General features: G+C 70.2%; 8 protein-coding genes and 4 pseudogenes. 6 read left to right on the top strand and 6 right to left on the bottom strand.

All coding sequences use genetic code 11. The features are described 5' to 3' along the window. Positions 1-129: 129 nt before the first annotated feature. Together ACFYX3_RS40860 and ACFYX3_RS40855 are read right to left on the bottom strand one after the other, a co-directional pair. Positions 130-1887: an ABC transporter ATP-binding protein gene (locus tag ACFYX3_RS40860; RefSeq protein WP_389025061.1), complete on the bottom strand. Its 1758-nt coding sequence runs from the start codon at positions 1885-1887 to the stop codon at positions 130-132. Beyond that, positions 1884-3620 (bottom strand): ABC transporter transmembrane domain-containing protein, encoded by a 1737-nt coding sequence (locus ACFYX3_RS40855; protein ID WP_389025059.1) that lies wholly within the window; start codon positions 3618-3620, stop codon positions 1884-1886. The genes ACFYX3_RS40860 and ACFYX3_RS40855 overlap by 4 nt, the downstream gene beginning before the upstream one ends. A gap of 104 nt (positions 3621-3724) precedes the next feature. Between ACFYX3_RS40855 and ACFYX3_RS40850 the strand changes: the two are divergent. Both ACFYX3_RS40850 and ACFYX3_RS40845 read left to right on the top strand, forming a co-directional pair. Further along, positions 3725-4258: pseudogene (locus ACFYX3_RS40850) on the top strand (transposase); the annotation flags it as partial. After that, a pseudogene (locus tag ACFYX3_RS40845) lies at positions 4250-4760 on the top strand (transposase family protein); the annotation flags it as partial. The pseudogenes ACFYX3_RS40850 and ACFYX3_RS40845, both read left to right, overlap by 9 nt. Before the next feature lie 167 nt (positions 4761-4927). On the opposite strand, the pseudogene ACFYX3_RS40840 reads toward ACFYX3_RS40845, so the two are convergent. Further along, positions 4928-6049, bottom strand: a pseudogene (locus ACFYX3_RS40840) (IS481 family transposase). Continuing rightward, positions 6046-7224 (bottom strand): Cmx/CmrA family chloramphenicol efflux MFS transporter, encoded by a 1179-nt coding sequence (locus ACFYX3_RS40835; protein ID WP_389025057.1) that lies wholly within the window; start codon positions 7222-7224, stop codon positions 6046-6048. The pseudogene ACFYX3_RS40840 and the gene ACFYX3_RS40835 overlap by 4 nt, the downstream one beginning before the upstream one ends. Before the next feature lie 411 nt (positions 7225-7635). Here ACFYX3_RS40835 and ACFYX3_RS40830 point away from each other — a divergent pair. Both ACFYX3_RS40830 and ACFYX3_RS40825 read left to right on the top strand, forming a co-directional pair. Further along, a pseudogene (locus ACFYX3_RS40830) lies at positions 7636-8399 on the top strand (IS5 family transposase). Between the two features lie 94 nt (positions 8400-8493). Next, positions 8494-8721: a hypothetical protein gene (locus tag ACFYX3_RS40825; protein WP_389025055.1), complete on the top strand. Its 228-nt coding sequence runs from the start codon at positions 8494-8496 to the stop codon at positions 8719-8721. A gap of 176 nt (positions 8722-8897) precedes the next feature. Here the strand turns inward: ACFYX3_RS40825 and ACFYX3_RS40820 are convergent, their stop codons facing one another. After that, complete coding sequence (locus tag ACFYX3_RS40820) at positions 8898-9128, bottom strand: hypothetical protein (protein WP_389025053.1); 231 nt, start codon at positions 9126-9128, stop codon at positions 8898-8900. A gap of 396 nt (positions 9129-9524) precedes the next feature. Further along, a complete protein-coding gene (locus ACFYX3_RS40815) occupies positions 9525-10250 on the bottom strand; it encodes a TetR/AcrR family transcriptional regulator C-terminal domain-containing protein (RefSeq protein WP_389025051.1) in 726 nt (241 codons plus the stop codon). Between the two features lie 142 nt (positions 10251-10392). Between ACFYX3_RS40815 and ACFYX3_RS40810 the strand changes: the two genes are divergently transcribed. Together ACFYX3_RS40810 and ACFYX3_RS40805 are read left to right on the top strand one after the other, a co-directional pair. Next, the gene (locus ACFYX3_RS40810) at positions 10393-11886 is read left to right on the top strand and encodes an MFS transporter (protein ID WP_389025049.1); all 1494 of its coding nucleotides are present in this window, start codon (positions 10393-10395) and stop codon (positions 11884-11886) included. Positions 11887-12015: 129 nt separating this feature from the next. Further along, positions 12016-13275, top strand: a complete 1260-nt coding sequence (locus ACFYX3_RS40805; RefSeq protein ID WP_389025047.1) for a serine hydrolase domain-containing protein — start codon at positions 12016-12018, stop codon at positions 13273-13275. Positions 13276-13590 lie beyond the last annotated feature (315 nt).

Raw genomic sequence — 13590 nt, 5'->3', positions numbered from 1 at the left:
GCCTCCTGCGGCTACGGCGACAGATGCCGCGCGTCCCCCACCAGATCACTCACACCCCACCACCGACCCAGAACCCGAACCGTTTCTGATCAATACTGGTCGAGAGAGGTCGAGAGGGGTGGGGCGCGCTCAGGCGCCGTGCCAGGACTGCCACAGCGCGGCGTACCCGCCGCCGGCCGCCAGCAGTTCTTCGTGACTGCCCAATTCGGTCACCCGGCCGCCGTCCATGACCGCGACCCGGTCCGCGTCGTGGGCGGTGTGCAGGCGGTGGGCGATGGCGATCACGGTACGTTCCTTGAGCACAGCCGCCAGCGAGCGCTCGGTGTGCCGGGCCGTGGTCGGGTCGAGCAGGGAGGTGGCCTCGTCCAGGATCAGCGTGTGCGGATCGGCCAGGACCACCCGGGCCAGGGCGAGTTGCTGGGCCTGCTGGGCGTCCAGACGGAGCCCACCGGCACCGAGTTCGGTGTCCAGCCCGTCCGACAGCTCGTCCACCCAGTCGATATCGACGGCGGCCAGCACCGCGTGCAGGTCCTGGTCGGTCGCGGCGGGCGCGGCGATCAGGAGGTTGTCCCGGACGGTGCCGAGGAAGACGTGATGCTCCTGGGAGACCAGGACGACGTGTCGGCGCAACTGGGCCGGGTCGAGCTCGGCGACAGGCACCTGCCCCACCGTCACCCGTCCGGTGCGGGGCGTCTCCGCCCCGGCCAGCAGCCGGCCCAGAGTGGACTTGCCGGCTCCGGACGGGCCGACGACCGCCAGCCGCTCGCCCGGACGGACGGTGAGGTCGACGCCGTGCAGGACGTCCCGCTCGCCCTGGTAGGCGTACCGGACGTCGACCACGTCGATCCGGTCGTCCTCGGGCCGGCCGCCGCCGGTCACGGCCGGGGCGTCCACCTGGCCGATGCCCTCGACTCGGGCGAAGGAGGCGTTGCTGCGCTGGAGTTGGTCGAGCCAGAGCAGGACCTTGTCCAGCGGCTCCGAGAGCTTCCAGAAGTAGAGAGCACAGGTGACCACCGCGCCGGTGGTGACCGCGCCGGTGTCGCGCAGGGCGGCGCCGAGCAGCAGGATGCCGGCGACCGGGGCGATGTACGAGAACTCGACCACGGGAAAGAGCACGGTGCGCAGGTTGAGGGTGTAGGTACGGGTGACCCGGCAGTGCTCGACCGCCTCGGCCGCGGCGGCGATCCGGCGGTCCTGGAGGCCCAGGGCCTCGACGGTGCGGGCCCCTGTCGCGGTGGAGGTGAGGATCTCGATCAGCGCGGAGTTGGCGGCGCCTTCGGCGAGGTAACCCGCGTGTGCACGGTGCAGGTACCAGCGAGTGGCGAACCAGATCCCGGAGAGGCAGAGCAACCCGCAGATGCCGAGCAGCGGGTTGACCGCGAGCATGGCGACCAGGATCAGGAGGATCTGGACGAGGGCCACGGAGACCTCCGGCCCGGCGTCGCGCAGGGTGGTGCCGACGGTGGCGACGTCGGCGGTGCCGCGCGTCAGCAGGTCACCGGCGCCGGCTCGTTCGGCCACCGAAGCGGGCAGGGCGAGGGAGCGGTCGACGAACCGCTCTCGGATCCGCGCCAGAGTCCGCTCGCCAAAGCGGTGAGCGGCGTAGCGGGCGAAGCGGCCGAGGAGCAGCTGCGCGAGCGCGAAGCAGAGGATGCCGAGGGCGAGTCGGTCGACGTGTCCGACCCCGGCGCCGCCCCGGACGTCGTCGATGATCCGGCCCAGCAGCCAGGGGCCTCCCAGACCGGCGGCCGCGGCCAGTCCGTTGAGGGTCAGCATCGCGGCGACCGCACGGCCATCCTGCCCCATCAGACGCACGGCGGCCCGGCGGACCTCGGCGGGACCGGCGATCGGGAGCCGCCCGGGGGCGGTCTCGGTCTGAGCAGTCATCGGACGGTCTCCTCGGCGGGCGTGGACTCGGTGGCGGTTTCGCCGCGGGCCACCAGCGCGCGGTAGCCGGGCTCTGATGCGAGCAGCTCCTGGTGCGGGCCGGCCGCCGCCAGACGGCCGTCGACGAGGTAGCAGACGGTGTCGGCCTGCTCAAGGAGGACGGGGGAGGTCGTGGTGAGGGCGGTGGTGCGCCCGGTCCGCGCCCGGCGCAGCCCAGCGGCCATGGCGGCCTCGGTGTGGACGTCCACGGCGGAGGTGGGCTCGACCAGCAGGAGCACCTCCGGGTCCGCCAGCAGGGCACGGACCAGCCGCAGCCGCTGGCGCTGACCGCCGGAGAGGTTGCTGCCCTGGGCCTGGATCATGGTGTCCAGGCCATCGGGCAGTGCCTGCACGATGTCCTCCGCCGCGGCGTCTCTGACGGCCTGGGCGATGGACGGGCCGGTGTACTCGGACCGGCCGCCGACCACGGTGCGCAGCGTGCCGGAGAAGAAGTCGGCGTCGTTGTCCGCCACCACGATCCGGCTGCGGATCTCAGCCAGGGCGACCTCGGCGAGCGGCACGCCGCCCCAGGTCGCAGCGGACGCGCTGTACCGGCCGAGCCGGTCGACCACGGCCGCGGAATCGGCCGGGCGAGCACTCACGATCGCGGTCAGCCGGCCCGGGACCAGTTCCACACCGGTGTCGGCGTCGTACAGGACTGATGGCTCGTCATGGGTCGGCCGAAGTGTTGCGGTGTCTTCGAAGGCGGGCTTCAGGTCGAGCATCCGGACCACCCGTCGAGCGGCCACCAGACCCCTGGTGAGGTCGTATCCGCCCTCGATGAAGTTGGAGACCGGTACCACCAGGACGGCGACGTAGCCGTAGACGGCGACCAGCGTGCCGATCGTGATGGTGCCCTCGGCGGCCATCCGGGCGGCCAGCCAGGTCACCAACGCGAGGAAGAGGGCGGGCAGGCCGACCGAGAGCGCTTGGATCCAGCTGGTCACGGCGCCGACCCGGTAGCCCTCGGCCTGCAGGTCCTGCGATCCGCGCAGGTAGCGTCCGGCCATCATCTCCTTACCGCCGATGCCGTTGAGTACGCGCATGCCGCCGACGATGTCGCCGAGCCGGGCGGTCAGCGCCCCCTGCTGCTCGCGGTACTTGGACTCCGCGCCCTGGAGGCGTTCCAGCAGCGGCCCGACCACGACCGCGAGCAACGGCACCCCCAGCAGGACCACGAGGGCGAGCGGGACGGAGACCGACAGCAGCAGCGCGGCCGCCACCAGGTACGCGACGACAGCGCCGACGCCCGGGCCGGTAATCGTCAGTGTCTGGCTCATCTGCGCGACGTCGCCCACACCGATGCTGGCCACCTCGCCGGCCGTCACCTTTCGGGGCAGTTCGGCACCCAGCCGAGTGGAGTGCGCGACCACGACCTTGATGGTCCGGAAGGTGGCGTCCATCCGGACCCGTGTCATGATGCGGTGGCGCATGATGCCGAGCCATGCGTTGAGCAGCGCGGCGCCGACCAGTGCGGCCACCCAGCCGACCAGGACGCCGGTCTTCCCCCGCTGGAGCCCGTCGTCGATCGCACGCTGCATGAGGTACGGCGGCAGCAGGAGGCAGACCATCCAGAGGGTGCCGATCACCGCACCCCCCGTCACCCGTCGGCGCTGACTCATGGTCAGCCACCACAGGTAACGCGCAGCACTTCGATGATCCGGGGTTTCCGGATCGGCATACGAATCCGTCATGAGTGAAACCCTAGCCTCGCCGTTTCACTTGGTGTGGGGCCGGTTTCTGTGCGGTAACGCGAAAGCGCCTTCTGAGCTGGGACGATGAACCTTTTCGAGGGGTTCTGTCGGTCCAGACGGAAGGCACTTTCTGCGTGCAGGGTATTGGTTCGCGTCCCAAGCTCCACGTCTCCGCTGACGGTGCAGGGGTGGTGGGGCACGCCGGTGCACGGTTGCTGGCCGATCTTGCCGATGCCACCGGGCTGACCACCGCGTGCTCCACCGCGTTGAGACACCTTCGGCCGCGCGGCACTGGCCATGCTCCGGGCCGGATCGCCACCGATCTCGCGGTGATGCTCGCCGACGGCGGCGAGGCGATCACGGAACTGGCCGTTCTGCGGGACCAGCGCGAGGTGTTCGGCCCCGTGGCCTCCACGCCGCCGGCCTGGCGGCTGCGGGCAGCCATCGACGAACAGGTGCTGGACCGGCTGCGATCAGCCCGCGCTCAGGCCCGGGAGGTGGCCTGGCTGCAGGCCGCTGAACGGGGCGAGGGCATACCCGCAGCCCGGGTCGGGGGACGTGCACTGCCCGGACTGGTCCTGGATCTCGACGCCACGCTGATCACCTGCCACTCGGAGAAGGACCAAGCCGCACCCACCCTCGCGGAGGCTGCGCGGGCTGCCTCGTTGAAGGCTTTCATAATCCTGGACGGGACGTTGCTGCCGATCGACCGGATTGCCGCCGACCGGCCCTTCTAATCGGGCAAGCATAGAAAAACACGGCAACGTACAGGTCCTCGCCGACCCCGTGGGTCGACTCCTTTGGGCCTCACCAGCCCTGCCCGGGGGCCGTCCACGACATCCGTGCGGCCCGTGAGTACAGCATCATCGACGCCCTCACCAAGACCGGCATCAACTGCTGGGCGGACAAGGCCTACGCCGGCGCCCACGGCACGTTCCAGGTGCCGTTCAAACGCCGCCTTGGAAGACCCCTCACCCCCGGACAAGCCGCCGTCAACCGCGCACACGCCCGACTCCGCTTCCCCGTCGAGCGGGCCTTCGCCCGCTCAAGGCCTGGCGGATCTTCCGCAAAGCCCGGATCAGCCCCAACCGGCTCACGTCAATCACCAAGGCCGTCCTCGCCCTGGAGAGGCAACGCTGAAGATCCTTACTGATCGAGCTGTCCACGTGCCAGCCCGTGGAGTGCTCCTTCATCTTCCGCTGCCGGGGTCGCCATCGCTTCGCGTCCCGCGGCCGTCCATTGACCAAGCTCACGGCGCGCCTCGGCCACGGAAGGCGCCGTCCGCTTCTTCTCCGCGTAAATCCGCATCAAACGCTCGATCGCATCATCCTGCGTCCCGAAGCCAGCCTCCTCACCCTGGCTACCGAGCGCATCTCTAAAACGAATCGCGTACGGGTGCGGCAACGAGTCTTCCTGGAACAGGTGTTGCTGTCCATGACGTTGGTGAAGCTCGCGTGGAGGCGTGCTGCTGGAGGACGGTTCCCCGCGGCGGCGTGAGGCTGGTGATAGTTGTAGTGGATGTTCCCAGATTGCGATCGCCCGGGCCCCTCTTTCCTCAGAGGCCCACTGATGGGAGTAGAGCAGCTCTTCGGCGAGGATGCGCTGGTACCGCTCGACCTTGCCGTTGTGTCGGGGTGTGCAGGGCTTGGTCCGCTGGTGGCGGGAGGCCCGCGAGGTCACTGAGCGCACGAAGACTGCGGCGCGGTAGTGGGCACCGTTGTCGGTGACCACGCGAACCACCCGGTGGATGCCGTGGGCGGCGAAGAACGCGCGAGCGCGACTGAAGAACGCCACGGTGGTAGCGGCCTCCTCGTCGGGAAGGGGCTCGGTATAGGCGAGGCGGGAGAACCCGTCCACGGCGGAGTGCAGGCAGACGTACCCGCCTTGGCTCCGGCTGTCTTCGCACGCTGGGCCGCCTTGGCCTGATCGGAGTCGCCGCCGTGGGCCCGCCACCCGCCGCCGTCGGGGATGCGTCCGTCCTTCTTGACGTCCAGGTGGGCCATGTGGCTCGGGTAGCGGGCCACGATCCGTCCCGGCGGGCGCCGGTTGGCGGACCCGTCGGGGTCGAGGAACCGGCGGTGGTTGATGCCCAGCCGCGCCGGCCACCGGCCCACGGTGCGTTCGCTGATCCGCACACCCTGGCCCGCGAGTTCGAACGCGATCCTGCGGGTGGACCACTTGTCGTCCCGTCGCAGTCGCTCGATCCGTTCGACGATCTCGGGCGGGGTCTGGGCCGGTGAGGAGCGCGGGACGCTCGGGCGGTCCAGCAGCCCGGTCTCGCCGCATTTGTCGTACCGGTTCTTCCACTTGGACAGGCAAGCGCGGGAGATGCCGGCCTCGGCGGCGATGTGGGCGATCGGTCGGGTGCGGCAGCGTGCGACGAGCCTTCGTCGTCCCTCGATGGTCAAGGGGGCGTTCGCGTGCGTCACTGGAGTACCTCGCTGCTGCGGCCGGCTGCGATCACATCGCGCAAGGGGAACGCGACGAGTAGCGCGACCAGGACGAGCAGTCCGCTCGCCCACAGCGGCCCGAGGTCCCCGGCTGCCGTGCCGAGGGTCGTCGCGGCGATGAGGGGTCCGACAGCGGCGCCGACGTTGAGCGCGGCGGTCGCGTAGGAGCCGGCCATGGTGGGCGCTGCTGCCGCCTCGTAGAGGACCCGCGTGATCAGCGTGCTGCCCAGCGCGAACGACAGCGCGCCCTGGACGAACACGAGGGCGAGCAGAGCGGCCGGCTTGTCGGCCAGGACGGCCAGGGCCGGCCAGCCGATGAGCAGCAGCGGACCTCCGACCGCAACGAGCGGGCCGGGGTGCTGGTCGGACAACCGACCGGCGACGGTGACCCCGGCGAAGGAGCCGACGCCGAAGAGCACCAGGGCGACGGAGATCCACAGCTCGCCCAGCCCGGCGGTGTCGGTCACGACGGGGGCGAGGAAGGTGAAGCCGGCAAAGGTCGCCGCGTTCACCATGGCGCCGAGCAGCATGATCAGGAGCAACCGCGGCCTTTTGAGCTGCGCGAGTTCCGATCGCAAGGCCGGCCCGTCAGCAGCGACCTTCTGCACACGTCGTGCCGGGATCCCTTTGACGATGCCGATGGCTGCGGGCAGACAGAGAGCGGCGACGGCCCAGAAAGTGGCCCGCCAGCCGAACAGCGTGCCGAGCACCGATCCGCCCGGTACACCGGCGACCGTGGCCACCGTGGTGCCCGACAGCAGTACGGCGAGCCCGCGTCCCTTCTTGTCGGGCGAGACAAGCGTGGTGGCGGTCGTCAGCGCTACGGCGAGGAACCCCGCGTACGCGAGTGCTGCGACCACCCGCGTCACCACCAGGACCGGGAAGCTCGAGGTGGCAGCGCCCACGACGTGGGCTGCCATGAATACGAGGACGAACCCCAGAAGGCTGGACCGTCCAGGCCAGTTGCGGGCAAGCCCGGCCATGAGCGGGGCGCCGACGATCATTCCGATCGCGAAAGCCGAGGTGAGCATGCCTGCTGTCCCGACTGTCACGTCGAGGTCCGAGGCGATGTCCGGCAAGAGGCCGGCGAGCATGAATTCCGAGGTTCCCATGGCGAAGACCGCCACGGCGAGCAGATACAGCGGGAGAGGCATCGAGTGGCTCCGAGGTGAGGAGAAGCACGAGAAGGTCATCTCGTCACCGCGGTCAGCCCCCAGGGGCGCACTCGTCCGACCGCAGAACGCGGCGAGACGGCAGGACTACGAACTCAGTGGTTCAGGGGGCTGACGGCGTGACCGAAAGCCCCCACCTTGTCTGACTCAGGACTCGACATGGCCCGCACGGTACCCGACCGATGCCCGTCGAGGCACATCGATTTCACGGCTGTCGGCCTGTGTCATCAACGTCATGACCCGCAACAGCTAGGGGTTCAGGCCGGCAAGCCAGGACACAGTGACCCTTTTCCAACCTGTTGGCCGGGCTGGACAGTTCGGCTGACAGACGGGTGAAGCCCCTGGTAGATGGGTTTTCGACCAAGAAGAACCCGTGCCCACCAGAGGCTTCGCATGCCTGTCTACCCGTCCGTGCTGGACGTGTCCAGCTCTGCCTGCGCTTCCTCACCGCTCGTCTGCGGGAACACCGTCGTCGGCTCGGCACCCGATGGCGGCGCCTGAGTGCGGGGCGGCAGGCCCTGCTCGCTCTCGCTCATCTCCGCAACGGTCATCCGTACACCCAGCTCGCGACCGGGTTCGGGATCGGCACCACCACCGCCTACCGCTACATCACCGAGGCCGTCGACGTCCTGGCCGCCCTCGCCCCGACCCTCGCCGATGCGGTCCGGGCGGCGTCGACGAAGACGTTCGTCCTGCTGGACGGGACGCCGCTGCCGATCGACCGCGTCGCCGCCGACCGACCATTCTACTCGGGCAAACACAAGAAACACGGGATGAACGTGCAGGTCGTCGCCGATCCGTTCGGCCGGCTGCCATGGGCGTCTCCCGCTCTGCCCGGGGCCGTCCACGACGTCCGTGCGGCCCGCGAGCACGGTGTCATCGACGCTCTCGCAGGGGCCGACATCGTCTGCTGGGCCGACAAGGAATACCAAGGAGCCGGGGGCACGGTCCGTGTTCCCTACCGCGGCCGGTGGGAGACGCTGCCCGCAGGCCAGCAGGCCGTCAACCGATCCCACGCGAAGATCCGGGCCCTGGTCGAGCAGGCCGTCGCCACCCTCAAGTCCTGGCGGCTTCTCCGCAAGCTCCGCTGCTCGACCACCCGCGTCACGAGCCTTGTCCAGGCCGTCCTCAGCCTGCATCTGGCCAGCTCAGAGTGAGGATGGAAAAGGCTCAGTGGTCCGCCTCGCAGCCCACCAGTGCGATCCCTGCCCCGACCGGTCCCTCTGCGCGAGGGGCGCCTCAGCACGCACAGTGAACTTCCTCCCCCGTCACCTGCACGAACTCCAGGCCCGCAGCCGCTACCACGGTGTTGCCAAGACCCACGTGCAGCATGTCTTGACCGCCATTGCCATCAACCTCGAACGCCTCGCGACCCACGCCCCTCCAGCCATCGACCACCCACGGCCACTCACAGCATTTCAGCTCTACCTCGACGCATGGGACTTGACCTGGGAAAACTGGTGGCGGCAAGGCAAGTGACCCCGAGCATCCAAGATCCCTGACAGAGTCGCTCAGTGCATGTGTACGGGAACCGCGCGTCCGAACAGGCTGCGAGCTGCTCAAACCGGGCTCGGGTGGTGTGGTGGTCGTAGCCGCGGGGAAGTTCCATGTGCTGCGGGTCATCGAGTTGTCGGAGCAGAGCCCACATGCTCTGGTCATCGAGGGGCATGTGCGTCTTCTCCTTGGAGGTGGTGGGTGGCGCGCTGGCTGATCTCCGCTGCGTAGGCGGCCCAGTCTCCGGCGGCGGCTCGCTGCCATTCGACGGCGACGGTGATGTCGAGGGTGCGGGCGAGGACCGCGGCAGGCAGCTCGGTGGCGAGCTGGAACAGGGCGGTCGAGCGTGCTTCCGCGAGCCGGATGCCGAGTTCGCGGAGCCTCTCGCTCATGGCCCAGGCACTGATCGGCCGGCCGGGCCGGCCTCCTGGGAAGAGGCAGGGTGACTCTGTCCGGCCGAGGACGGCATGGCTGCGGCGGGCCGTGACCTGCTGTCGGGCCAGGTCAGCGACGGGTGCGGGAAGCTCGACCGGAGCGGCGCCGAGGCGGACTCGCCGCGTGGGCGGGACCCGCCGTCTCGGCAGCCGCGCCCGCCTCGTTTGCCCTCCCCGGGGCCGTGGGGGCGGCGTACCTCTGGCCCCGCGAGGACCCGGCCGAGCTGGAGCACGTCCACCCCGAACTCCCGGCCGGCCACCCGCACCTGGCCGGGGCCGGGGGCACCACCCGCACGCGTACCGCATCGACACGCCGCACCGGCGGTGGCCGCGGACGCCGGACCGGGCGTCCCGTCAGCGCGGGAGCCGCATCTCCAGACCGTCCAGGACCACGTCGAGGCCGTAGGCGAACTTGGAGTCCCGGATGGCGACGGGGTCGACCACCGCGTGGGTCGCGGCCGCGGCGTACGACTCGGCGAGGTGGTCGTGGCCGGCCGCCGCCTGCTGGGCGGCGGGCATGAGCCGGGCGATGAACCCGGCCTCGGTCTCCCCGGAGCGGGCGACCGTGGTGAGCCAGGCGGCCTCCGTGGTGCTCATGCCGATGACGTACGACAGGAGGGTGTCGATCGCTCGGCTCGGCTCGGGGAACCCGGCGTCCGTGAACAGGGCGGCGAGCCGCTCCGAGTACGACATCAGGTTGGGCCCCAGATAGGCGAGGCCGGCCTGGCCGAGGGTCGACGAGAGCCAGGGGTGGCGCAGGGCCGTCGCGCGGAACGACTCGGCGGCCTCGGCGGCGGCGGCCCGCCAGGGGCCGCCCGCGGACGGGACGGAGATCTCGCCGGCGACCTCGTCCACGGCGAGTTCCATCAGCTCGTCCTTGGTGGCGACATGGCGGTAGAGCGAGGTCGCCCCGGCGTTCAGGCGGGCCCCGAGCTTGCGCATGCTGAGCGCCTCGATGCCGTCGGCGTCCAGCATGACGACCGCCTCGCGGACGATCGCGGCCCGGCTGAGCGCGGGCTGGTCGGGGGCGGCCTGCTCGCGGGCCCACACGGACGGGACGGGGTTCGCCTTGGCGGCCATGGTCCTCCTGCCTTCGCTGCGTACGACGTTCGCATCCAGCGTACAGGTCTCCGGTGTTGCGAACACTGTGCGCAGCTGCGTACAGTGTTCGCAACGAAGGGCGCTCCGAGGGGAGCGAACGAGACCCGAGGGGGAACTCCCGATGGAAACCCGCAACCCACGCCGCTGGTGGATCCTGGTCGTGCTCTGCCTCAGCACCCTGGTCCTGGTCGTCGACAGCATGGCGCTCACCGTCGCCGTACCGTCCATGACCGAGGACATCGGGGCGAGCGCCCAGGACATCCAGTGGATCCTGGACTCCTACATCCTGGTCTTCGCGGGACTCCTGCTCACCTCGGGCAGCCTCGGGGACCGCTTCGGCCGCCGGAAGGTCATGGTCGTCGGACTGCTGCTGTTCGGCGCGGCCTCACTCGCCGCCACCGTCTGCACCAGCCCGGGCGAGGTCATCGCCGCACGCATCACGATGGGCGTCGGCGGCGCGCTGATCATGCCCTCGACGCTCTCCATCCTCATCACCGTCTTCGACGAGGACGAGCGGCCCCGCGCCATGGCCGCCTGGGGCTCCGTGTCCATGCTCGGCCTCGTCGGCAGCCCCGTCCTCGGCGGCGTCCTGATCGACCACTTCTCCTGGCACTCGATCTTCTTCATCAACGTCCCGGTCGTCGCCCTCGCCGTCCTCGCCGCCCTCGCCCTGATGCCCGAGTCGAAGGGCCCCTGGCAGAAGCCCGACCCGCTCGGCGCGATCCTCTCCGCCGTCGGGATGACCGCGCTCATCTGGTGGATCATCGAGATCCCGCAGCACGGCGCCTTCGAGGGCCGCTCGCTCCTCACCCTGGCCGTCGCCCTCGTCACCCTCGGCGGGTTCGTGATCTGGGAGAACGTCACCCCCGAGCCGATGGTGCCGCTGGTCCTCTTCAAGCACCGCAACTTCAGCGGCGGTTCGCTCTCGCTGACCCTCGTGCAGATCGGCAACGGCGGACTGCTCCTCGTCCTCACCCAGTACCTGCAGTTCGTCCTCGGCTACTCGCCCGTCAAGGCCGGCCTCGCCTTCGTCCCGCTCGCCGTCGCCGCCCTCATCGGCAACGGCGCGGGCGCCGGCCTCGCCGCCAGGATCGGCAACCGGCTCCTGATCCTCGCCGGCATGCTCGTCATGGCCGCCTCCTTCGCCCTGCTCACCACCGTCGACGCCCACTCGGGCTTCACCGTCCCGGCCATCGCCCTCGGCCTGCTCGGCCTCGGCGCCGGCCTCGCGATGCCGGCCGCCGTCGGCGCGCTGATGAGCACCATCCCCGAGGACAAGGCCGGCGTCGGATCCGCCCTCAACGACACCATCCAGCAGGCCGGCACCGCGCTCGGCATCGCCATCCTCGGCTCGCTCCTCACCAGCACCTTCTCCTCCGAGATGCCGGCCGACGCCCCCGAGCAGGCCAAGCAGTCCATCGGCGGCGCACTGGCCGCCGCTCAGGGCGACTCCGGACTGGCCGCCGCCGCCCGGGACGCCTTCACCTCCTCGATGTCCACCACCTTCACCATCAGCGCCGTCGGGGTCCTCGCGGCGGCCGTCCTCGCCACCCTGGTCATGCGCGACACCAAGCCCGCCGCCGCCGACACCCGGGAGAAGGAACTCGCCGCCTGACACTCACCCACACGGAAGAGCCGGTGCCCCGGGGCACCGGCTCTTCCGTGTGCCCCAGATGGATGCCTCTCGTCGCGGCTGTGGAGTGTTCGACCAGCCGCGGGGGCACTTCCGGCCATAGTGCGGGCCATGATGCCACCCCCCACCCGGACCCGGACCCGATCCCGCGGAGCCCTCCTCTGCGCCGCGCTCCTCGCCCTCGCCGTCCAGACCGCCGCCGCCCCGGCACTCGCCTCGCGACCCGAAGGTCCCGGCAGCCCCGGCGGCCCCGGACACGGCGGTCGGGACTGCGTGCGGACCGAGCGGCCCCTCGGCGGCAAGGCCCGCCGGATCCTGGACATCACCCGCAAGGCCAAGAGCGACCTCAAGCTGAAGTCCGTCGAGCTGCGGGTCACCATCGACGGCCGGGAGGTCGTCACCGACGCCCTCGGCGAGTCCATGACCGGCGTCCCCGCCGAGCCGGACATGCACTTCCGGGCCGGCTCCGTCGCCTTCGCCCACATCGGCACCGTCCTCCTCCAGCTCGTCGAGGAGGGCAGGATCGACCTCGACGACACCGTGGAGCAGTGGCTGCCCACCGTGCCCAAGGCCAACCGGATCACCCTGCGGATGCTGGCCACCAACACCACCGGCCTCCACGACTACGTCACCGACCCGGCGTTCCTCGCCGAGCTGGAGCCGCACCCGTTCCGCCAGTGGACCCCGGCACAGCTCCTCTCGTACCCCTACAGCCACTCGTTCTGGTACGAGCCGGGCACGAGCTGGAGCTACTCCCACGCCAACTACCTCCTCCTCGTCCAGGCACTCGAGAAGATCACCGGCACCCGGATCGACGAGCTCGTGAAGGAACGCGTCACCGGCCCCCTCGGCATGCGCAACACCCAGAACAACTTCACCCCCGACATCCCGCGCCCGGTCCTGCACGCCTTCACCTCGGACCGCGGCCTCTACGAGGAATCCACCTTCTGGAACCCCTCGTGGACCACCGCGCCCGGCGCGGTCATCACCACCCACATCTGCGACCTGGCCACATCGGCGCGGGCGATCGGCAGCGGCGAACTCCTGTCGTACCGCTCCTACCGCACGCTGCTCAACCCGGGCACGGTCGGCCTTGGCGGCGCGAGCGCCACCTGCCCCGCCTCGATCTGTCTGAAGCAGACCGAGGCGAAGCACTTCGGCCTCGGCGTCATCGTCGTCAACGGGTGGGTGCTGCAGAACCCGTCGTTCTCCGGGTACGCGGCGATCCAGGCGTACCTTCCGTCGAAGGGGCTCGCCATCGCGGTCTCCGCGACGAAGGACCCGGACACCCCCGACGGCAACATGGCCGAGGTGGTCGCTCAGCGCATCGCGGCCGCACTGGCCCCGAACGACCCGCTCGCCATCACCTGATCCGTCATCAGGAGCGTGATGAGGGAGGCTCGGGCCCAGGTGACCCGGGACCGTATCGTGCCGACCGGACAGCCGGCCGTCTCAATGGCCTCCGCATAGGACAGACCGAGGAGTTGGGTCAGGGCCTCTTCGACACCCCACAAAATCGTGAGGACGCTCCGATGAGCGTGTTGGAGAAGCGGGCAGCGTTCATGAACGCTGCCCGACATGCGCTCCTGCCCTAGGAGCTGTTCGAGGTTCGGATCATGTGGCTGCGGTGATGTGTTTCAGCCACATGATCGATCCTCGAAGGTGAAGTCCTGCCGCGTAGCTCTC

The sequence above is a fragment of the Streptomyces sp. NPDC002463 genome (genome assembly GCF_042889835.1).
Classification (GTDB): domain Bacteria; phylum Actinomycetota; class Actinomycetes; order Streptomycetales; family Streptomycetaceae; genus Streptomyces; species Streptomyces nymphaeiformis.
Note: the sequence above shows the minus strand (reverse complement) of the source record. Positions and strands in the feature narration are given on the sequence as shown.

Excerpts from the sequence above, each read along its gene's own strand:
- ACFYX3_RS40860 (WP_389025061.1), bottom strand. The coding sequence starts at position 1,887 with ATGACTGCTCAGACCGAGACCGCCCCCGGGCGGCTCCCGATCGCCGGT.
- ACFYX3_RS40855 (WP_389025059.1), bottom strand. The coding sequence starts at position 3,620 with ATGACGGATTCGTATGCCGATCCGGAAACCCCGGATCATCGAAGTGCT.
- ACFYX3_RS40835 (WP_389025057.1), bottom strand. The coding sequence starts at position 7,224 with ATGCCTCTCCCGCTGTATCTGCTCGCCGTGGCGGTCTTCGCCATGGGA.
- ACFYX3_RS40820 (WP_389025053.1), bottom strand. The coding sequence starts at position 9,128 with ATGAGCGAGAGGCTCCGCGAACTCGGCATCCGGCTCGCGGAAGCACGC.
- ACFYX3_RS40815 (WP_389025051.1), bottom strand. The coding sequence starts at position 10,250 with ATGGCCGCCAAGGCGAACCCCGTCCCGTCCGTGTGGGCCCGCGAGCAG.
- ACFYX3_RS40810 (WP_389025049.1), top strand. The coding sequence starts at position 10,393 with ATGGAAACCCGCAACCCACGCCGCTGGTGGATCCTGGTCGTGCTCTGC.
- ACFYX3_RS40805 (WP_389025047.1), top strand. The coding sequence starts at position 12,016 with ATGATGCCACCCCCCACCCGGACCCGGACCCGATCCCGCGGAGCCCTC.